This is a genomic window from Sphingobacterium sp. UBA7625 (assembly GCF_002484085.1).
Taxonomy (GTDB): Bacteria; Bacteroidota; Bacteroidia; order Sphingobacteriales; family Sphingobacteriaceae; genus Sphingobacterium; species Sphingobacterium athyrii.
The window spans coordinates 189,643-211,120 of record NZ_DLJD01000003.1; the positions used below are offsets into that span (position 1 = coordinate 189,643).

A 21,478-nucleotide genomic window follows, 5' to 3' on the forward strand; every position below is an offset into this window, starting at 1 on the left:
TCAGTTGAACATGAATAATACAACTAAACTCATCCTCCCTTTGCTGCTGACCAGTGGGGGATCCTTACAGGCGCAACAGCAGACATTGTCACTCCAAGGTACGGTGAAGAACGGGGCGGTAGCTGTTGTCTATCTGCAACGTTTTGAAAATAAAATTTTTACGGTCATTGATTCTGCCCAGGTCAAAAACGGCGGATTTTCCTTCCAGCGGCAGCTGCCGCTTCCTGAATTGTATGGTATTTCTACACAGCGGGATGTCGTGCCAAGCTATGTGTTCCTGGATGCTGGCGATAATAAAGTGACGATTGATGCAACAGATGAGAACAGGCAGAAGGTGTCGCTATCTGGTTCAAAAAGCCAGCAGCTCTTTGAGGAATATCGGGCACAGCGTAAAGCGGATATTCGATCTTTTATTCAAAAATATCCGAATAGTATTGTTTCCAGTTACCTTCTTTATAGGGAATGGTCTTATCGGCTGTCTCCCGAAGAACTTGAAGTCAATATCGCATTGCTCTCCGAGCGTCAGCAGCAATCGCGCTACATACAGGACCTCCGAAAAATTATTGCGGTCATCCGCCAGGTCGCTGTAGGAAAAAAAGCCCCAGCCATCGTAGCTAATGATCCCGATGGCAATCCTCAGGCGCTCTACGATCACTTGGGCAAATATACACTGATTGATTTTTGGGCTTCCTGGTGTCCGCCATGCCGCAAGGAGAATCCTAATATTGTGGCCAACTACCAAAAGTATAAATCCCAGGGTTTTGAGATTTATGCCATTTCACTGGATAAAAAGAAAGAGGCTTGGCTAAAAGGTATTGCGGATGACCACCTGACCTGGCAGCATGTCTCCGAACTGAAATACTGGAATAGCGAAATTGCGGCTGATTATGCAGTGCGTGCAATCCCAGCTAATTTTCTGGTGGATGAACAGGGGACCATTATTGCCAAAAATGTCCGCGGAGAGGAGCTTGGCAAAGTTTTGGACAGCCTTTTTAATCAGGAGAAAGTGGAGATCGGGGGGCTGAAGAAGGATTTTAAAGGACAAAATCCCATTAGCTATGAGTCCACAAAATCCCAGGATATTGTGAAGCAAGAACGCGGTATTTTCTCGGTGGACAAACGTGTTTTTTTTACGAACGATTATGACGGAGCACGGTTGAATGGGGTACAGAAATCCAGTGATGGCGTGTATCATGTGCAAGTGGCCCCGGAACGCACGCCGATCAATCCAAGCCCGTGGTATGGTTTTCAGGTCTGGGCTGCCCGGGATACGACGATAAGGATCCAGCTTGATTATCCATCAGGCGTGCACCATCGCTATGATCCAAAAGTGAGCAAAGACGGAACGAGCTGGAATAAGCTGAGTGGTGCTTCTTTTGATTTGCCGGTCTCCGGTGAGCGCACCTGGGTTTCGGCCCAGGCAAATGTTCCATCCAAGGCGGTATACCAGTGGATTGAGCAGGTAAATCCTGCTGTCCAGCTCCAAAAAACGGAAGCAGGTAAAACGGACTTGGGCAAAGCACTCAATGTATATGTGGCGGGGAATCCTGAGAGCAAAAAGAGTATTGCCGTCTTGGGAAGACAGCATCCTCCCGAAATTACGGGGCATTATGCTTATGCTAGTTTTGTCGAATACCTGCTCGGCAACAGCGCGGATGCAAAGGAATTTCGGGAGAAATACCGCATTTATCTGATTCCCATCGTTAATCCGGACGGTGTAGATTTGGGACACTGGCGTGCCAATGCGAATGGTGTGGATCTCAATCGGGACTGGTCCGAATTTAATCAGCCCGAGACCATTGCCCTGCGCGATTACTTTAAGAAAGAAATAGGGCAGCAAGGCCGACAGCTCTATTTTGCGATTGATTTCCATTCGACCGGAAGTGATATTTATTATACGGTCGATCCTGCATTGCCAAGCCGATTTCCGGGTTTCATTCCCAACTGGATAGCGAGTGTCAAAGAAGCAATTCCGGGGTATGAGCCCCTAGTGAAACCCTTATATCTGGGTGGGCCGACCTTCACTGCATACAGCTATTTGTATAAAAACTATAATGCCGAAGCATTGGTCTATGAAATTGGCGACAACACGAATCCCGATTTTATCCAACGCAAAGCCCGCATTTCTGCACAAAAACTAATCGAAAAACTGAATGAAAGCTAGTAGATACATAGGTTGGAAACATCAGTTTATTTGTCTGTTTCTGTTGGGGAGCATTTTTCCATTTTTTGCCAGGGCAGGTGCAGATGATAGTTTGATTGTTGCAAGCGATCTTGTACGAATAAAAAATATTGTTGATCTGCAGGTGAAACCAGATGGTAGCGAATTGGCCTATGCCGTAAAGGGAACTGTGGCGGATACGGCCAAACATGCGGGATTTCGCTATGAAACGATTTGGTATGTGAATAAAATAGCCTCGTCAGCAAGGGCTGAGCCATTGAAAGGAGATCTTCAATTTACCCAAATCCTATATAGTCGGGATGGACGCAGATGGGCTATTGGCAAGGACAGCAACAAACGTTCGCAACTGTTTTCATTTCCGGCAGATGGCCAACCGCCCTTACAGATAACGACATTGGCCCAGGGGCTGGGCACAGTAAGGTTCAGCCCTGACGGTTCAAAAGTACTTTTGTCGAGTAGCTACAGCCTTGGTGATCTTGCAAAAAGTAAAGATTTCAACGCTGCGGGCATGTTGCCGCCATGGGCATCGGAAAAACCGGGCGATCGCAATCACGCATCGTTGTTGGGCGAGCCCGCGCAGGAGGATCCGGATGGAGATGTCGCCGGGATAAACGCCTATCTCAAACACGATGAACGGGAGGGTATTGCCAAAGTGACCAATAAATTGCAGTTTCAAACAGAGAATTCAACGACAGGTGAAATCCGTTTTACTCATTGGTATATCCTGGACCTCGCCGCAAAAACAGAGCCTATGCCTTTAACGCAAGGCTTTCGAAGCTATTCCGGTGCTGAATTCTTAGGGAATAATAAGGTTCTTTTGAGTGTGGAGACCGAAAATGGCCTACATCCGGATCGTGTTGTATCTACTGATCTTGTCCAAGTGGACCTGAACTCACGAAAAAGGGAAACTATATTGAGTGACAGTATACATCGCTATCAGGTTGCTGCAGTATCTGCATCGGGAAAATGGGTGGCGGTGAACCGTGGACGGCAGAATTCGCTGACGGTGGGTGAACTTTATCTCTATAATGCCCAGAATTGGAAAGGTTTCAGCCTGGCCGTAGATCGTAGTCTGAGCAATGTGCAGTTTTCGCCTGATGAAAAATCGGTTTATTTTATAGCATCGGATCGGGGTGGTCGGACGATCAACCGTGGTGATTTAAAGACTAGAATTATCCGCACCTTAAGTTCGGTAGAAGAGGGGATCGGTGAGTATTGGGTAAATGGCCAGAAAGCCTTCTTCACCAAAACGACTTTTGCTAATCCATCGGAACTGTATCGGGCGGATGCCAACTTTAAGAATGCGGTTGAAATCAGTGACATCAATTCAGGCTGGCTATCGGGAAAAAACATTGGTATTGCACAGAAAAATAATTTTCGAAATGACAAGGGGTTGGAGGTCGATTATTGGTTATTGAAGCCGGCAAACTATCAGGAAGGAAAGCGCTACCCATTGTTGGTAGAGATACACGGTGGCCCCGCATCGATGTTTGGACCTGCGGATGCCAGTATGTGGCACGAGTACCAGTACTTTCGTGCACGGGGCTATGTTGTTTTATTTTCCAATCCCCGTGGTTCAAGCGGTTATGGCGAAGCGTTTTTGAAAGCTAATTTTAAAGACTGGGGTGCGGGGCCATCACGCGATGTCCTGGAAGCAGTCGACCGATCGCTTGCGACAGGTACTGTGGACAGTGCGCAGCTGTTTATCACCGGCGGCTCCTACGGTGCTTATCTGACCACATGGATTTTGGCGCATGACAGTAGATTTCGTGCGGCATCGAGCCAACGGGGGGTGTATGACCTCCACGTCTTTTTTGGTAGCGCCAATGTGTGGCCCATGTTGAAGCGTTATTTTGATGGATTTCCGTGGGAAAAGGGTACGCGCGATATCCTTTTGGCACAGTCTCCCACCACCTATGCCGAACAGATAAACACACCTTTACTTATTTTTCATGGAGAGCAAGACAACCGCACAGGTCCCGTGCAGAGTGATTTTCTATACAAGCAACTCAAATATTTGAGCCGCCAGACAGAATATGTCCGACATCCAGGTGCGGATCATGAGATCACACGCTCGGGCAACGTCGGCCAGCGACTCGATCAGCTGCTGCGGACTTATGAATTCTTTGAACGGTATCGGCATTGATCCTGCGGCTTGAGGCTTGGTCGGCAAAGCGTACACTTGTACGCTTTGCTCAAGCAACAGATTTTGACGATCATGTTATGCATTATTTTGCTATTGAAACGGTAATCCATAAAAAAAATGTTTAAAAAACATTTATCTTAGCGGCAGTAAATCATGATCGCGCGCGTTTTTAAATTAGGCACCATAAGTTTGCTATTGCTTTGCATTCTCCTGCTAAGCTTTAGCAAAGTATTTATTGTGGTGAGTTTTTATGCAAACCAGACTGATATCGCCAATAGATATTGTATCAATAAAAATAACCAGTCGTTACACTGTGACGGGAAATGTTTTTTGATGCGTATGCTCAAAAAGGAAGCACAACGGGAAAAAGACTTTCATGAAAACTTTTCCAAAACACCGGTCATGTTCTGCCGACATTATTTTCCTTTGATCGTAAACAAAGCGTATGTCCCGGCACTCCGTAAAGATCATCATACGCTACGCAATGTCATATTCCGCAAATTTGAAGTCTTTAACAAACTGCTCAGGCCACCCAGCTCAGCAATAGCATAAATTCGTATACTTTAAGTATCGCTCCAGCGATTTATGGGTAAAACAAAATTGCAATAGCAATAACAGTTGTTTTACACCTTTTCAGCTGGATAGTCCCCATTTTTCAAGATAGAAATGATAATCTCTTGCACAGCAACCAAGCAATGGCTGGAATTTGCTGTACAGGACCTTGTCGGGGGCGAGTAAGACTCATTCATTGTTGATCAAATTTAGTTTCTAATGCTATTGAATACCCGCTATTTAAGACCTTTTTTAATTTTTACACTGATATTTACAATTTTTACAAGCACTGTACAGGCCCAATCCAGGGATACACTATTGCCAAAACAGCTCGACTCCGTTTTTATAAGATCACATTTCAGGGCGAAAGACAAATCGAGTTTCCAGTCTGCGCGAATAAATATTCGTGATTACGAAAACCCACAGGTAACGGCCAGCGTGGGTACCAACCTGACCAAAAATAGGAATTACTTTACACAAACGGCCATGCTGTCTAATGCCACAGGTGTAACACCCAGTTGGGCCGGGGTGGCCCCCTACTTTACGATCCGCGGATTCCGGACGCGAAGTAATTTTAGAAATGGGCTGAATGCTTATCTGCAATACAGCGACGAAAATAGCAACATCCAGCAGCTGGATGTTATCAAAGGTCCGAGCGGCACCTTGTTTGGCGGCACCAACATGGCCTTTGGTGGACTGATCAATGTGCTCACTGCTATTCCCCTTGATAGTGCCTTTACAAATTTTTCTCTGGCTGCGGGTAACAATGCGCTCCATCGAACCAGTATCGAAGTAAACATGCCGCTAGATTCCGGTCATAAAGCACTGTTCCGGATGTTTGGTACGTATACGTCGAGAAGTAGTTTTCAGGATCAGGGTTTAAATAAAAGCCTTTTCCTGGCACCAAGTTTCAGCTACCAGCTTACTCCGGATTTAAAGATTAGAATGGAAGCCGAATTCTTAAACCGGAACACTACAAATAGCCCCTTATTCACACCTGCTAATCCAAAAACGGCTGCCGGACCGGATAATGTACAGTATTCAAGAGGGCTTGAGCTCGACTACCGAAAATCGTACACGGACAACAGCCTGTTGTGGAAGACCTCCTCACTGAATTTTTACGGAAAGATAAGTTATGCGATTTCGCCGAACTGGCAGTCTGAAACGAACTTTGCAAGTACATATAGTACCTCAAATGGCGATTACCAAACAAACTTGTTGGTCAACAATAATGCTGCTGTGGCTCGGAAGGTACTACGCTATGAAGCAGAAGACATGAGCAATAATCAGGTACAACAAAACTTTATCGGAAATTTTAAGGTAGGTAACTGGGACAATAAATTGCTTGTTGGCCTTGACTATCACCGCTATAGTTATGCTGCAAATTATAGGAGTGCGGGCTATGTAGACACGGTATCTATTGCGGGGCACTCGGCTGCAACAAATTTATTTAATGCAGACCTTGTCCGGAATATCGTGCTATCCAAACAACCCAGCAACTCGGTCGCTCCACAAAATGCGTACTCGGCTTATGTTTCGGACGTCATCAAGCCCAACAATGCGTTGACAATCATGCTGAGTGCGCGTTACGATAGGCTGATCAACTTTGGAACACGGGATGTGCTGACGGCCATCACAACGGCTGACTATAAGCAATCTTCCATTACTCCTAAGATTGGACTGACCTATCAGCTTATTCCAGAGACCGTTACATTTTTCGGGAATTATATGCGGGGATTCCAAAATATAGCACCAATGAACAGCAATGGTATCTTATATAATTTTAAACCCCAATATGGAAGCCAGTGGGAATCGGGGATTAAAATCGCCGTACCCAATAACGTACTGGATCTCACCTTGAGCTACTATGATATCAGTGTAAGCAATACTGTGACTACGGATCCGAACGATGCCACAAAATACCTACAGCGGGGGAAGCAGTACAGCCGTGGCGTAGAGCTGGATGTACAGACTGAGCCTCTGCAAAATCTTTTTCTACATGCTGGTACAGCCTATAACAACAGTAAAATAACGGTTGGCGATGCCGCCGTCCAAGGATTGAGGCCTGTGAATGCTGGTCCGAAATGGTCTGCGACCTGGTATGCTAGTTATGAAGTTTCGGTGGATAAGGTCAGTAAATGGAACATCGGTTTCGGGGGCAATTACGTGGGACAGGACCTAATAATCAACAGCACAAATGCTGGAAGTTTTTATACGAATGCCTATACACTTTGTAACGGTAATATAGGCTATACGTATCGACAGCTCCAATGTCGTTTTACAGCTGAAAACCTGTTTAACACCCACTATTATTATGGCGGAAGGGGCTTTATTACAGCAGGTAGCCTGCGGCAATGTATCTTGTCGATGGGGCTGCATTTTTAATGGATTTGGGTGGTGATCGCTACCAGTAAATTGGCTGGTGGATTTGTACAGCATATATACACTGTTAATTTAGATGTGCTAATCCACCAGACCGATTAGCATATCGGCTAATTTTTTCGGCTCGGTCAGCATGGCATCGTGCCCGGTGGCGATCTCCAGATATTCCCAGGAGAGCTTTTGATCAGCGCGCACCTTTTCGCTCATCTCCTTCATAATGGGCAGCTGTGGATCCGTGCAGGCAATATAGACCAAGGGCAATCCATTACCATATTGGTTTTTTAGGTGCAATCGCTGAGCAAATGTACCATAGGGTTGTGGGCTAAGTCTTTCCTTTACCCAGGAGACCATTTTGGGGGCTGTCACGCCAAACAATGCAACGTCAAAAGGAGCAAAGTTTTCTTTCTTCTGAATGTTTTTGAGCTGAACTTTACGCACAGCCTCTGGTTGCAGTGAAATAGGGCTTTGACCGTCTTCAATGATCATGGCATCCAGAAAAATCAATTTGTGCAATCGTGATGGAATGCGGTCGGCAACTCCGGCAATCACGGCGCCAGCATAGCTGTGCCCCACGAGATATACCTCATGTAGATCTTCCATCTCGATCAGATTGACGATATCTTGGACGTGGGTGTCGATATCTACCGACGGTTGGATCAGATGTTTGCGCTCTCCGAGTCCTGTGAGCGTGGGAGAGTAGACATTGTAGTGTGCATCAATTAGCCTTTGTGCGACGCTTTGCCAGCACCAGCCACCATGCCAAGCGCCGTGGACCAGAACATAAGTCGGCCGGCTATTTGGGCTTTGCGCATAGCCAGCTAGCGTACTGCTTAACATCAGCAGTAACAGAAATAAAGTTCTCAATTGTTTCATTTTTTTTAATTTTATACTGTTTTTTAATATCTGACAAAGGTATACCCAAGCTTTTGTCCGCACAATAACTCATCCTAAAGTGAGTGGTTATAAATTAATTTTAAAATGGCAACACCTAGAAAAGAGCAATCGACAAACACAGAGAATCTCCAAACTTTGGCACAGGCATGCGATGTGAACGAAGTACTACTGCAAATATCCCTGCGTTGGAAAATGCAGATTTTATATTGTATTGCAGAAAATGTATCACAATTCAGTACGTTAAAAAAAATGTTTCCAACGCTCTCAGATCAAGTGTTGAGTAAACGTTTGAAAGAGCTGAAGGAGGAATTTTTGGTTGTTACCGAGGATATTGAAAATACCATACCCCCTCAGATTCGCTACAGGCCAACAGAGAAAGGCAAGGAGCTGCTCAAGATTATCTTGGACCTCCATAATTGGGGACTAAAGTGGAAAATTGCGGGAAATGACTATTGCCAAATCAACCTAGAGGCCGGAGAGCCTGGGGGCAGTGCTCCTCATACCTGAGCAACGAATTTTCTTTGCGACTGCTTGGTCTGGGGTTATCGCATCTGTTGCATCCATGTTTTAATCGACTAAAATCTATGTTTAAAAAGAAAAATATCATTACTGTACAACATCCGGAATCCATTCATCATAAAAATGGAATGATTGGCTCCTGGACCGACTGGAAATTAACATAAACGGGAATCCAACAGGCAGAAAGTATCGCTACCAACTTAAAATCAGAGTTTCAGGATATAAACTTTTCATTGTATTCATCACCGCTGAGTAGAACAAGGGAGACTGCTGAAATCATTGGTAGGAAGTTCAATATAACGCCTCAGTTCACGAGCGCATTAAAAGAACGAAATCTTGGAAAAGCGGTGGGCCGATCTGTAGAATGGCTAAAGGAGAATATTGAGAAGGAAGAAATATCGATCTATGACAAATGCTTTAGGGATGCTGAATCTAGATTTGATGTATGGCAAAGAATAGGACCGTTTTATGAAAAAATAATAGCTAGTACCGATGAAAATATGATCATCGTCTCGCATGGAGATAGCTTAAGTATCTTCCATGTCATGTGGTTGGGCTTGAATGTGGAAGCATTGAATACGATGGATTTATACGGCGTCAGTGGCGGTGTATCCTTTCTATACCAAACAGCACAGGGGAAAAGAATCATTAAGCGGCTAAGCGATACATCTTATAAAAGCATGAAAGCTGTATGAAAATTCCGAGCCCAGAAAATATCAAGCAGATCTTTGACGCTTATTATCCCGTCCACATCAAATTTTGGATTGAATTTTCTAAAGTGGTGGAATGTCGCACTTTTGCCAAGAATGAAGTTGTGAAAGCCTATGATAAAACCGAAAGGTTCATCAATATTTTGGTTTCCGGTTCTGTCGGTCATTTTGTGCCTTATCAGGACAAAGATATTTGTATCAATTTGTATTATGAAAACCAGGTATTTAGCGATTATCTTTCTTTTGTATCTCAAAAACCTACGGTCATCAAAACCGAGTGCATAGAGGATGTGGAGCTTTGGTCGGTAAGTTATAAGAATCTGCAAAGCCTATACGACAAATCTGACCGCTCGCTTCTCATTGGCAAAGCTATTTCGGATATTATGTTTACAGCTAAACAGTCAGAACAAATAAATCTCCTTACACTGTCACCTACCGAAAGATATCGGAAATTAATAAACGAACGACCGAAGATTTTTCAACGCACCCCACTCAAAATTATCGCATCCTACCTGGGTATTGCCCCGGAGAGCCTGAGTAGAATAAGAAAGAAGATTTCTTAACTTTCGTCAAGTGTTTTTGGCTTTATTGCAATTATTTTTGCGCATTGCAAAAATGCGAAACACATATTATGAAAAGAAAAATCAACTTTGGGGCCATTGTCACTTATTACATTATCGCGATAGTCTGCCGCTATTTCACCAACAAAACAGAATTGCTAAGCAGTTTCGAAAGCCCATATCTAAAATCTATCCTTACCGGAGTTGGGCCTGCTATTGGTGCTACCGCAGTATTTCTAATATTCAATATTAAACCGGTGCTGTCGCTCAAAGGTAATTATAAAAATATGCTGATCCCAATGGCTCTTTATTGGGTATTCCCCATTGCTTTAATTAGTATGGTGTCATACGTTACACTTGGTAAAATACCCTATTTAGCAATATCTTCAGTTTTGATCTACGGCTTGTTGGAAGAAATAGGTTGGCGTGGTTTTCTCTATCAGGAATTTAAAGCGTTGAAACCATTATATAATATACTTTTATTGTCTGTGCTATGGTTTTTATGGCATCTGAATTTTGATTTCACGCCTATACAAATATCCTTTTTTGTGATTTTGGTATTGGGAAGCTGGGGGATAGGTAAGGTCGCCGACAGCACGGGTTCCCTTATCGCTGTCAGTGCATTTCATTCTCTTAATAATTTCTTCCCAACCATGAATACCAAAAGTGGTGCAATTTTGGGCATCTTGCTCATTGTATGGATTGTCAACTTGGTATTGCGGAAAAGAAAGATGGAAAGAGGCTAAATCCGCCGATGATCACTGCTGAACGATTGTAATATTAAAAATACGAAAACGTTGTAGTTAAATTACGAAAACGTTGTAGTTAATTTTTGATCTGCTATTTTATATAGGATCTTGTAGCTCAATTTGCCTATCTTATTCGACTATGCTTAAATTTTTATATTGAAAATCGGGTTATTGAGACAAAATAGTAGTTTTTTGAGACAATAGGGCCCTGTTTTTCTTAATGTTAATCTTCACTTTTACAGTTAAAATTCCTCCATTAGAGGAAGCCAATTATAAAATTTCTAAATAACTCGAAGTGAATATTGCTTTATGAGAAACAATTGTAAACTAAAACAAAACGGCTTTTTTGACTCTGGAAAGCGTACATGGATGCCCTCTCCCTGGTTAATGTGCCTGGTTGCTTTTGGTAGCCCCATCGCAGCGTTAAAAGCCAATGAATCAACACAATCAATCCATCGATTGAATGTTCAAAACCGTGAAATTACGGGTAAAATAGCGGATAGCAACGGCCAACCGCTGTCTGGTGTTACTGTAAATGTGCAGGGAAGTAGGATCAGTGCAGCCTCGAAGGCGGACGGTTCGTACCTCATCACGGTACCCCCTGGGGCAGAAAAGCTTGTTTTCAAGCTTATTGGCTACATAACTCAGGAGGTTCCGATTACTTCGACGAAGGTACTGGATGTAGTCTTGACTCCATCAGCAGATGCGTTGGAAGAGGTCGTGGTGGTGGGCTATGGCACCATGCGTAAAAAGGATCTGACGGGTTCGGTGACGCAGATCCTTCCGGATCGAATAGCCAATGAAAACCCAAAAACGGTGCAGGATATCTTGCGCGGTACAGCGGGAATGAATATCGGCTATGACGCTTCGGCAAAAGGAGGCGGCTCGATCGAGGTGCGCGGTAAACGTTCGGTTTACGATAGTAACAGCGGCCATAATAATCCGCTGCTTGTGCTCGATGGAATGATATTCTATGGTGAACTTTCGGAAATCAACCCGGACGACATTGAACAGATCGACATTTTAAAAGATGCCTCCGCCGCGGCGATTTATGGTTCCAAAGCGGCCAGTGGCGTGATTATCATCAGTACAAAAAAAGGCAGACAGGGCAAGCCGACAATTAATATGACGATGAACGCCGGTGCGACGCAATTGAGCAACTACCGCAAAAGATTCAGTCCCGCCGCTTACATGCAGCATCGGGAGGATTGGTATACGAAGAATACCTATGGCATTAACCCCGAAACAGGGCTATATGAAGCTTATCAGACGCGTGATGATAACGGAAACTTAGCGGTGCCTTATGGGTTTTACCTTAATCCGGACCAGCTACCGTCGTCTTTATCGCTCGATTCCTGGCGTGCGCTTTCAACAAATGAGAATGGGGAGTCTGATCAAAGTATCTGGGGCCGCCGTTTGGGGCTGCAAGGTAATGCCCTACAGAATTTCCTGAACGGAAAGGCCGTGGACTGGGCCGACCATACCTTTCGCACGGGTTTCAACCAGGATTATAATGCGAGTATCAGCGGCGCGAGTGATAAGGTGAACTATTACCTGTCCATGGGCTATCTTAAAAATGAGGGTACCGTCATCAGTGACACCTACAGGGCCGTCCGGGCCAATATGAAAATCAATGCGCATGTAAACAAATGGCTGGAGCTGGGGGCCAATGTAAATTTTCAGGATCGCTCTGATGGAAATATAGACATTGATCTGGATCAGACGCTGCGCAATAGTCCTTACGCAGATTATGCGGATGCCAACGGCACCCCGCTGCAATATCCGCTGAGTGAACAGTTTAGCCAGCGCGGCTATAACTATGATTTTCTGCAGAACTATCTTGAACTGGATAAGGGCTACACGGTATTGAATTCCATCTTCAATGCGAAAATAAAACTGCCGTTCAATATCACGTATTCCTTTAATGCATCGCCCCGTTTGCAATATTTCCATGACCGCTATTTTATGTCGGCCGAACTCCCCGGATCGAATCCTGCCGATCGGGGAGCCAACCGGGAACAAACCAAACGTTTTGACTGGTCGCTCAACAACACGATCAACTGGGAGCAGACCTTTGCGGATAAGCACCGTCTGATGGTGACCCTGGTGCAGGAAGCTGAGGAACAGCAATCGTGGAAAGACCGCATTGAAGCGCGTAATATTTTACCATCGGATGCGCTTGGTTTCCACAATACCAAAAATGGATCAAAGGAAAATAGCAGCTTCGATAGTTACGATAGCCATCAAACGGCTGATGCCTTGTTGGCCCGTTTGTTTTATTCTTATGATGACCGTTATATGCTGACCACTTCCATCCGGCGGGATGGTTATTCGGCTTTTGGTACTTCGAATCCTTATGCTACTTTTCCCTCGGTGGCGCTGGCCTGGAACTTCTCCAAGGAGAAATTCTTTAAATGGACGGATGTCATGGATTATGGTAAACTGCGTGCTTCCTACGGCAAAAATGGGAACCGCCAGCTTGCAGATCCCAATCTGGCGCTTGCGAACCTCTATGCCGGTAGTGGAAAAATGCATGGCTACCTCAACTCTGCCGGCGAACTGGTCCAATACCGTTACCTGATGGTTGACCGCCTGGCCAATCCCAACCTACAATGGGAAAAGACCACCGCATGGAATTTTGGTCTGGACTTTGGATTTTTAAAAAACCGGATCTCCGGGAGTCTGGAATATTACCTGATGCAGACCCACGATATGATCATGGAGCAGAAGCTGCCGAACTTTACGGGCTTTAGCAGCATTACGACAAATCTGGGGCAAGTGGACAACAAAGGAGTTGAACTGACATTAAATACGGTCAACCTGCAAAAGGACAACCTGAAATGGTCTACCACCTTTAGTTTCTCGTACAACAAAAACCAGATTGTGCATCTTTATAAGAACTACGAAGATGTGCTGGACGCAAATGGAAATGTGATAGGCCGCAAGGAAATGGACGAGATTTCGAATGGCTGGTTTATCGGTCAGCCCATTGGCGCGATCTGGGACTATCAGGTGACGGGTATCTGGCAGGCCAATGAAGCTGCGGAAGCGGCGAGATATGGGCAGGCACCGGGCGACCCCAAGGTAGCCAATCCCTATACCGCTGATGATGTGGTGAATGCCGACGGAAGAAAACCTGTTTACAACAACAACGATAGAGTGTTTTTGGGACAGACAGACCCGCGCTTCCGTTGGGCGATGCGCAATGAATTTACGCTATGGAGAGACCTGAGCTTTTCATTTAACATCTACTCGTCGATGGGCCATAAAAGCCTATCAGGCAATTACCTGAACAACGATGATGATGGGGGCCGGATGGCCTATGGGCTGGCCAATCTGCCGGCCAAGGAATACTGGACGCCGGACAACCCAACGGATCGCTATGGCCGGATCGAAGCCAAAGGACCTGTCGGGGCAGAGGGTGCCCAGCGGCTTTACGACCGCTCTTTTATCCGGCTGGACAATATTTCTGTGGGCTATACACTGCCGGCATCGCTGACATCCAGGTATCACTTAAACCGGGTGAAACTATATGGAACGGTGCGCAACGTGGCTACCTGGACCAAAGACTGGGAATATGGTGATCCCGAAACATTTCTTCCCAGCAATAACCCTCAGGGATGGGCCTCTCGTGTATTTACCTTCGGTGTGAATTTATCTTTATAACCTGATTAATTGATAGCTATGAAATATACAATAAATACAACCGGATCTATCAGCAGGGGTATCGTCCTACTGCTTGCCGGTACGCTGGCAGTAAGCAGCTGTTCGAAAGAATTTCTACAGCCAGACCCGCTGTCTATCTATTTACCCAATGAGACCTTTAATACCGAGTCGGGACTGCTGTCGGCCATGGCCATCTGCGACCGTCATCTGAAAGGGTATTGGGCCACGGATAATAATGAAATGCTGACCCTGGGGACAGAATACATTTTCTCCGAATTGATGGTCGCAAGTAATACGGACAAACGCAGTATGATGGCAGACGTCGCCAACATGCTGACGCCGACCAGCGACAACTCCACCCTGCAGAATCTGGACCGCTCAAATAGTATGTGGTATTTATGGCAGGAAACCTATAAAGGCATCAGTTATGCCAATACGATTATCAAGTATGTGGATCAGGTGGAGACCTTGAGCGAACAGGATAAAAATGCCTACAAAGGACGGGCTTATTTTCATCGTGCTTTTCGGTATATGGCATTGGTATTTCAATACGGAGATGTCCCTTTGGTCACGACTATTATTGATGGACCAAAACAAAACTACCGCAGTACCAAACGCGAAGCCATTCTTCAGATGATCACGAAGGATATGGAATTTGCTGTCCAATGGGTGCCCGACCAAAAAAATATGAACCTAATCGGCATGATCAATAAGGGGGCCTGCCGGATGTTGCTCACAAAATGTTACCTGGCCCTGGGAGAATATCAGAAGGCGAAAGAACAGACGGATATCCTGATTGATCAATCGGGTTATTCCCTGATGACCGAAAGTTTTGGGACGTTCAACGATGGGGGTGAGGCGCAGACCTGGCCCATTAGCCGCAATGTCATCTGGGATATGCACCGCCCCGAAAACAAATTGATCCCGACTAATCGGGAGGTGATCATGGGCATGCCCAACCGTGGTGCCGATGCGGAGTCTTTTGTCAAAATGTTGACCATGCGCATTCTATATCCTTTCGTATTCGATAGCAGGATCCAGACGACCGATGGGCAGCAGGCCTTGCTGAATATTAAACGGAACAGTGGGGATTATAATGCAAAATATGACTATATGCGCGCTTTCGGCCGAGGTATCGCAACATTCCGGCCCACGGCTTTCCAGTCAAAGGGGGTATGGTCTGTCAACGGTAAACTGGATGATGGCGACTTGCGCCACAGTTCCAAAGTAGGGAATTGGGTGCGCATGGAAGATTATAAGGTAAATAATAAAGCGTCAAAAGATTTCGGAAAACCGATCACATTGAACGATCCGGAAACAGGCAAATTGTTATGTACAGATTCCATTCGCCGTTGGTACGACGTACCGCATTATAAGTTTTTTCTGGATGATCCCGTCAGTGAGGCAAATATCAGCGGATCGGACGGCTCAAGGGGTGCAACCAACGGTAGTATTGCCGACTGGTATCTATACCGTTTGGCGGAAGCTTATCTTTTGCGTGCTGAAGCAAAATACTATATCAATCCCACCGATGGGACGATAAAAGATGATCTGAATGCGGTGCGTCAACGGGCAAAATGTACGGAACTGTATCCGGGCGCCGTAACTATCGGTGATATTATGAATGAACGGGCACGTGAACTCTATTGGGAGGAATGGCGAAATGTCGAACTGAAGCGTGTATCCCTGTGCTTGGCCCGCAGTGGTAAACCCGATGAATGGGGGAACGTGTATAATCTGGAAAATTTCGATAAACAGAGCGGTACAGATGCTACCGGTGGGAGCTACTGGTACCAACGTATCGTGCATTACAGCCTGTACAATAAAGGTGTCATTCATGTGAATGCTACAGGCCTCAGTGATATCAACTACACCATGGATAAAAAGAATATGTACTGGCCAATTCCGAATGTGGCAATTACCTCCAACATTAAAGGGCAATTAAAGCAAAATTATGGCTACGACGGCTATAACGCGGCAACTCCAGTATGGGAAAAGTGGGAGGATGCAGTTGCGGATGAAGCCAAGGCAGAATAGTCAGGCGTATAGGGTCCGAGCTGATTTGCACAGACGCGAATCGCTCAGGCCTGTTTTTGAAAGTTCAATAGATTAAAAATCAATACCTTTTGTTATGATAAAAAATGTGTTTTTGTTTTTACTTTTTCTTCCGTTTAAATTTTGTATTGGACAAACGGAGCTAACAAATTTTCCTGTGGGAGCAGACCCAAAGGAAGTAGGCTATCGGATTGCGCACCGTTTTATCACGGGCAAACATATGCTCCATGCGGGTAAATGGATCAGCTATCCCGAGACTTTTTACTGGACGGGTGCTGTTAACTACGCCCACCTGACGGGAGATCAGCAGCTGACACAGGCGATGAAAGACCGCTTTTCTAAATTAACGTCAGTGGAACAAAACCTGTTGCCGATCAAAAATCACGTCGACCTGAATATGTTCGGAAGTCTCCCTTTACGGCTTTATCAACTCACTAAGGATAAAAGTTACCTAGATCTGGGGCTTCCTTACGCTGATACGCAATGGGAAGTACCGCAAAACGCCAGTCAGGCTGAAAAAGACTGGGCACAAAAAGGGTATTCCTGGCAGACGCGTCTTTGGATTGACGATATGTACATGATTACAATTGTACAGGCAGCGGCTTTCAGAGCAACTGGCGACCCGAAGTATCTGGATCGCGCGGCCAAAGAAATGGTACTTTATCTAGATGATTTACAGCGTCCCAATGGCTTGTTCTATCATGCGCCGGATGTCCCTTACTACTGGGGGCGGGGCAATGGATGGATGGCAGCAGGTATGACGGAATTATTGCGGATGTTGCCCCGCGATCACCGTGATCGGCCACGTATCCTGAAAGGCTATCTGAAGATGATGAAGAGCCTCAAAAAATACCAGTCGAAAAGTGGTTTATGGAATCAATTGATCGATCAGTCGGATTGCTGGGCGGAGACTTCCGGATCGGCGATGTTTGCCTATGCGATAATATCGGGTGTGAAGCAGGGCTGGCTCAATAGTAAACAATATAGCCCGGTAGCCCGGAATGCTTGGTTGGGATTGACAAAATATGTGGACGATAAAGGTGCTGTATCCGAGGTCTGTGTGGGGACCAATAAAAAGAACGACAAACAGTATTATTATGATCGTCCGCGCCATACAGGCGATTATCATGGACAGGCGCCTTATCTCTGGTGCGTTAATGCACTGCTGGAAGACAGCAGCAATTAGGCCATGTGAGGTAGTTCTATTGCTAAGTGCACTGGTTGCAATGTACTTAGCAACAGACTGGCCCAAATAAAACGATTGGCAGGAGGTCGACGATTTCGTCGGTTAACTGCCGCCGTTTGCTATTCATCCCGCAGGCTATCCACTGGATTGACCATCGCCGCTTTGATGGATTGATAGCTGACCGTGAGCAGGGCCAGTGCCAAAGCGCCCGTTCCGGCAATAAAGAAAAGATCCCAGGTCATCTGAATGCGATAGGTATACGTGCTTAGCATACGCTCAGTGATATAATAGGCGATCGGAAATGCAACCAGACAGGATAAAAGGACCAAAACAATAAACTCCTTTGACAACATCCTCGTGACGGAAAAGATAGATGCGCCCAGGACTTTACGCACACCGATTTCCTTGGTCCGATTCTCGGCCATGTAGGCGGTCAGACCGTATAGGCCAAGACAGGAAATAAAAATAGTCAATACAGCAAAGAGGCTGGAAAACTTGCCCAGCTGCTGGAAATCTTTAAATTTTTCGGCATATTGGGCATCCACGAAGGAATATTCAAATGGATAATCCGGATTATATTCTTTGAAAATTTCCGTCATCCTTGATAATGCATCCGCTGTTGCGATATGATTGTTTAATCGGATATTGGTCACATTGGAGCCTGAAAAAGCGCCCTGGATAACCAATGGGGTGATAGGATTAAAGGGAGACTCCTGAACGAAGTCTTTGATGACACCGATGATATGCCAGTTCCTGCCGTCGACGACTGTCTTTCCGATCGGATCATCAAAATTAAAAACCTTTGCGGCCGACTCATTGATGAGCATGGCGGCAGAATCTGTCGGGAATTTAGCCAGGTCAAAGTCCCGTCCGCTCACTAATTGCAATCCGGCGGTACGGACCAAATTGTCGTCTACACCCATCCGCGCGAAAATGGTATTGTCATCTTTGGGCTTGCCGTCCCAGCCCATGGAGTTGTTGCTCCAGTTTTCGGTGAGTGGCGAGGAGGTCCTGGCGATATCCGTGGCAATGCCAGACTGGAGCAACGCATTTTTGATCAGCGTCCTGTTTTTACGGATATCACCCTGATCAATAACATGGATAAGCTTGTCTTTGTTATAGCCTAATTCTCTGTCTTGTGCATATTTTATTTGCTTCCGGATCGATAGTGTGGTTATAATCAGTGTGATGCCGATACAGAACTGCGCAATAACCAGCACTTTCCGTGGATTAAATTTGCGTTGGATATGGAGCAGCTTACCTTTTAATACTTTTACGGGAACAAACGCCGACAGATAGAAGGCGGGGTAACTTCCCGAGAGGATGCCGGTCAGAAGTACAAAGCCGATAAAGACTGACCAGAACAGCACATCATTAAATGGTATGGATAGTTCTCTTGAAATTAACTCGTTAAAGAAGGGGAGTGCGCTCTGGGTGATCAGCAGGGACAATAAGCCTGAAATGAAGGCAATCAGAATGGATTCGGTCAGGAATTGCCCGATTAATAATCCTTTATTGGCACCGATAACTTTTCTGACTCCAACTTCCTTTGCTCTTTTTTCACTCTGGGCCGTACTGAGGTTCATAAAATTGATGCAGGCGATGATCAGAATAAAACAGGCAACTGCGATAAATGAATGGACCATTCCGATGCGCTGTGAAGTCGGCCTGCCCATATCAGTGAAGTTACTGTAAAGCCATTTATCGGCTATAGGAGCAATAAAATTCTCTACTTTGGTTTCGGTATGTCTCTGCATAAAGCTTTTTATGCGTTGCTGAAATTGGTCGGTATTGACGTTTTTGTCCAGTTCGATATAAGTCTGTACAGACTGATTTCCCCAGTAATCATCCGAATAACCTATTTTTTCCATCAATGTCCAGGGGACCAGATAAGCTGTTCCTTTCATAAAGGAATTATCGGGGATGTCTTCAATGATGGCCGAGACCGTTGAAATCTGGGTGCTGTCCAGTCTGATGCTCTGGTTGATAGGATCGGTATCACCAAATAAGCGCGCTGCCAAAGATCGGGTCAAAACGATCTGACCGGGATTTTTCAGCGCTTCGGCAGGATTGCCCGCCACAATTTTATAATCAAATATTTTTAAGAATGTACTGTCTACAAAAACACCCTGCTCTTTTGAAAGTTTGGTTTCGCCCCGCGTCAGTAGGAATCCGGTACCCTTGTTGACCCTCGTAACACGATTGATCTCCGGAAAGTCTGTTTTCAAAGCAGCAGCCATCGGCTTAGGCGTGTAGAAATGCTGCACAGCATCGCCTGCCCAGATATCTTTTATGCCCACGGCATAAATCTGGCTGGTCTTGGAATAAAACCGGTCAAAGCTAAATTCGCTTTTGACCCATAGCATAATCAAGATAGCTGCAGCCATTCCTGTCGCTAGCCCGACAATATTTATTGCTGTAAAACCTTTGTTTTTCAGAAGATGACGAAAGGCTATTTTGAAATAATTTTGAAGCATAGGGATCGGTTTTTATTGAAGCTTGTACCAATTCGTTTGCCAATTGATTAATGTATTGAAAATAAGTTTTTTAATCTCTTTATGTGTGGGAGATTTTGTTCGATCCCGAACGGTATTTGTACGAAAATGGACAGTTTTGAAGTAAAAAAGAATGCTAAATTCAGTAACAAATAGTTATTTTTAAAATCACGATAAACACTCAATGATGACCAGATTTTTTTTATTGCTATGGCTGCTATTATCTTCGACATTTTCTTTTTCCCAAGGTTTTAAGAATGACAGCGTAAAATCATTTATCGATAAAACGATCGAACTGATAGCCTTCAACTCAATCCATACGGAAAACCTCGAGGCCATAAAACGTGATCTATACCATAAATCATTAAACCTAAACTCCATTGATGAAACGGCACCCTTATATGAGGATGTATTTAAACAGCTTCATGATTATCACGGCGGTTTAAAATATAAAGGAAAAACATATGGATGGAACAATCCCGATGTAATGACAAACGCCTATCTAAAAGGTATGTTAAAAGTTGAAAAGAAAACAAGTAGTGCGATCATTGATAAAAAAATAGGGTATATCCGTATTGTTGGAAACAGTGATTTTGCCTTTCTGAAAGTAGATAGTCTGGCAAACGATATCGTATCGCATATCAATTCCATAAATTCCGCGCAAATCAAAGCCTGGATTATTGACTTGAGATTAAATACCGGTGGCAATATGTACCCGATACTATTGGGGCTCAAGGAATTTATCGGGAATAATATCCTATTCGGTGGGTTCAGGAATGGGCAAGATCAACCTACGGGAAATTGGGAAATCAAAGCAGGGAAATTGTTGATTGATGGAAATGTGCTGGACAGAAAAACAGCTTTGTCCCATCCGATACAAACTGATGTTCCATTGGTTATTTTAACGAGTTGCTATACGGCAAGTGCAGGTGAAATGACCGCCCTTTCTTTTATAGGAAGGAAAAATACATGGATTGTAGGCGAACCAACAGCCAATTATACCACCGCAGTACAGGGATTTGAAATAAATGATCATGCAGGAATTAATCTGTCGACAGATTATGTCGTGGACCGAAATTTAAAAGTTTATAAATCCAATATTTTACCTGATGTTGAAGTCCTGGAAGGTGATAACCTCGAAGATTTAAGAAAAGACCGTAAAATAATAAAAGCACTGGAGTTGTTCGGTAAATAGCGGATTTAAGAAAAATCTGAGACAAGAGGCAACGTTAGCTATCTATTAAGTAGGTGAATTATATAATATTTTTGAGCGGTAACTGCTGCTTGAGATATAAGAAGCGGCCTTATAAAAAAAATAGTCTATAAGTTTAGTAGAATTTATTATTAACTTTTCTATATTTACATATCCGTTGAATCAATTG

At 44.7% G+C, this 21,478-nt stretch carries 14 protein-coding genes; 12 read left to right on the forward strand and 2 right to left on the reverse strand.

Features of this window, described 5'->3' with window-relative positions; genetic code table 11:
* The first annotated feature begins 10 nt into the window (after positions 1-10).
* The 4 genes from B4G94_RS00845 to B4G94_RS00860 all read left to right on the forward strand — a co-directional run bounded on the left by B4G94_RS00845 (position 11) and on the right by B4G94_RS00860 (position 7,265).
* On the forward strand, positions 11-2,164 hold the full coding sequence (locus B4G94_RS00845) for a redoxin domain-containing protein (protein WP_286856566.1): 2,154 nt from the start codon (positions 11-13) through the stop codon (positions 2,162-2,164).
* Complete coding sequence (locus B4G94_RS00850) at positions 2,154-4,328, forward strand: S9 family peptidase (RefSeq protein ID WP_286856567.1); 2,175 nt, start codon at positions 2,154-2,156, stop codon at positions 4,326-4,328. The genes B4G94_RS00845 and B4G94_RS00850 overlap by 11 nt, the downstream gene beginning before the upstream one ends.
* A 153-nt stretch (positions 4,329-4,481) precedes the next feature.
* On the forward strand, positions 4,482-4,880 hold the full coding sequence (locus B4G94_RS00855; protein WP_286856568.1) for a hypothetical protein: 399 nt from the start codon (positions 4,482-4,484) through the stop codon (positions 4,878-4,880).
* A 219-nt stretch (positions 4,881-5,099) separates the two neighbouring features.
* Positions 5,100-7,265, forward strand: a complete 2,166-nt coding sequence (locus tag B4G94_RS00860) for a TonB-dependent siderophore receptor (protein ID WP_286856569.1) — start codon at positions 5,100-5,102, stop codon at positions 7,263-7,265.
* Between the two features lie 78 nt (positions 7,266-7,343).
* Here the strand turns inward: B4G94_RS00860 and B4G94_RS00865 are convergent, their stop codons facing one another.
* The gene (locus B4G94_RS00865) at positions 7,344-8,198 is read right to left on the reverse strand and encodes an alpha/beta hydrolase (RefSeq protein WP_286856570.1); all 855 of its coding nucleotides are present in this window, start codon (positions 8,196-8,198) and stop codon (positions 7,344-7,346) included.
* Positions 8,199-8,240: 42 nt separating this feature from the next.
* Between B4G94_RS00865 and B4G94_RS00870 the strand changes: the two genes are divergently transcribed.
* The 7 genes from B4G94_RS00870 to B4G94_RS00900 all read left to right on the forward strand — a co-directional run bounded on the left by B4G94_RS00870 (position 8,241) and on the right by B4G94_RS00900 (position 17,601).
* Positions 8,241-8,663 carry a winged helix-turn-helix transcriptional regulator gene (locus B4G94_RS00870; protein WP_286856571.1) on the forward strand — a complete coding sequence of 141 codons (423 nt, stop codon included), beginning with the start codon at positions 8,241-8,243 and terminating at the stop codon, positions 8,661-8,663.
* Positions 8,664-8,845: 182 nt separating this feature from the next.
* Positions 8,846-9,370 carry a histidine phosphatase family protein gene (locus B4G94_RS00875; protein WP_286856748.1) on the forward strand — a complete coding sequence of 175 codons (525 nt, stop codon included), beginning with the start codon at positions 8,846-8,848 and terminating at the stop codon, positions 9,368-9,370.
* On the forward strand, positions 9,367-9,948 hold the full coding sequence (locus B4G94_RS00880; protein ID WP_286856572.1) for a Crp/Fnr family transcriptional regulator: 582 nt from the start codon (positions 9,367-9,369) through the stop codon (positions 9,946-9,948). The genes B4G94_RS00875 and B4G94_RS00880 overlap by 4 nt, the downstream gene beginning before the upstream one ends.
* Positions 9,949-10,016: 68 nt before the next feature.
* A complete protein-coding gene (locus B4G94_RS00885; RefSeq protein ID WP_165307606.1) occupies positions 10,017-10,691 on the forward strand; it encodes a CPBP family intramembrane glutamic endopeptidase in 675 nt (224 codons plus the stop codon).
* A 312-nt stretch (positions 10,692-11,003) separates the two neighbouring features.
* Positions 11,004-14,360 (forward strand): SusC/RagA family TonB-linked outer membrane protein, encoded by a 3,357-nt coding sequence (locus B4G94_RS00890; protein ID WP_286856573.1) that lies wholly within the window; start codon positions 11,004-11,006, stop codon positions 14,358-14,360.
* An 18-nt stretch (positions 14,361-14,378) separates the two neighbouring features.
* Positions 14,379-16,397 (forward strand): RagB/SusD family nutrient uptake outer membrane protein, encoded by a 2,019-nt coding sequence (locus B4G94_RS00895; RefSeq protein ID WP_286856574.1) that lies wholly within the window; start codon positions 14,379-14,381, stop codon positions 16,395-16,397.
* A gap of 175 nt (positions 16,398-16,572) precedes the next feature.
* Positions 16,573-17,601, forward strand: a complete 1,029-nt coding sequence (locus tag B4G94_RS00900) for a glycoside hydrolase family 88/105 protein (RefSeq protein ID WP_286856575.1) — start codon at positions 16,573-16,575, stop codon at positions 17,599-17,601.
* Positions 17,602-17,720: 119 nt separating this feature from the next.
* Here B4G94_RS00900 and B4G94_RS00905 read toward each other — a convergent pair whose 3' ends face one another.
* Positions 17,721-20,078: an ABC transporter permease gene (locus B4G94_RS00905; RefSeq protein WP_286856576.1), complete on the reverse strand. Its 2,358-nt coding sequence runs from the start codon at positions 20,076-20,078 to the stop codon at positions 17,721-17,723.
* Positions 20,079-20,280: 202 nt separating this feature from the next.
* Here B4G94_RS00905 and B4G94_RS00910 point away from each other — a divergent pair, with 202 nt between their 5' ends.
* Entirely contained in the window at positions 20,281-21,291 is a 1,011-nt protein-coding gene (locus B4G94_RS00910) for a S41 family peptidase (protein ID WP_104381411.1), read from the forward strand.
* The last annotated feature ends 187 nt before the right edge of the window (positions 21,292-21,478 follow it).

Coding starts and splice junctions, on each gene's coding strand:
- B4G94_RS00845 (WP_286856566.1), top strand. CDS start 11: ATGAATAATACAACTAAACTCATCCTCCCTTTGCTGCTGACCAGTGGG.
- B4G94_RS00850 (WP_286856567.1), top strand. CDS start 2,154: ATGAAAGCTAGTAGATACATAGGTTGGAAACATCAGTTTATTTGTCTG.
- B4G94_RS00855 (WP_286856568.1), top strand. CDS start 4,482: ATGATCGCGCGCGTTTTTAAATTAGGCACCATAAGTTTGCTATTGCTT.
- B4G94_RS00860 (WP_286856569.1), top strand. CDS start 5,100: ATGCTATTGAATACCCGCTATTTAAGACCTTTTTTAATTTTTACACTG.
- B4G94_RS00870 (WP_286856571.1), top strand. CDS start 8,241: ATGGCAACACCTAGAAAAGAGCAATCGACAAACACAGAGAATCTCCAA.
- B4G94_RS00880 (WP_286856572.1), top strand. CDS start 9,367: ATGAAAATTCCGAGCCCAGAAAATATCAAGCAGATCTTTGACGCTTAT.
- B4G94_RS00885 (WP_165307606.1), top strand. CDS start 10,017: ATGAAAAGAAAAATCAACTTTGGGGCCATTGTCACTTATTACATTATC.
- B4G94_RS00890 (WP_286856573.1), top strand. CDS start 11,004: ATGAGAAACAATTGTAAACTAAAACAAAACGGCTTTTTTGACTCTGGA.
- B4G94_RS00895 (WP_286856574.1), top strand. CDS start 14,379: ATGAAATATACAATAAATACAACCGGATCTATCAGCAGGGGTATCGTC.
- B4G94_RS00905 (WP_286856576.1), bottom strand. CDS start 20,078: ATGCTTCAAAATTATTTCAAAATAGCCTTTCGTCATCTTCTGAAAAAC.
- B4G94_RS00910 (WP_104381411.1), top strand. CDS start 20,281: ATGATGACCAGATTTTTTTTATTGCTATGGCTGCTATTATCTTCGACA.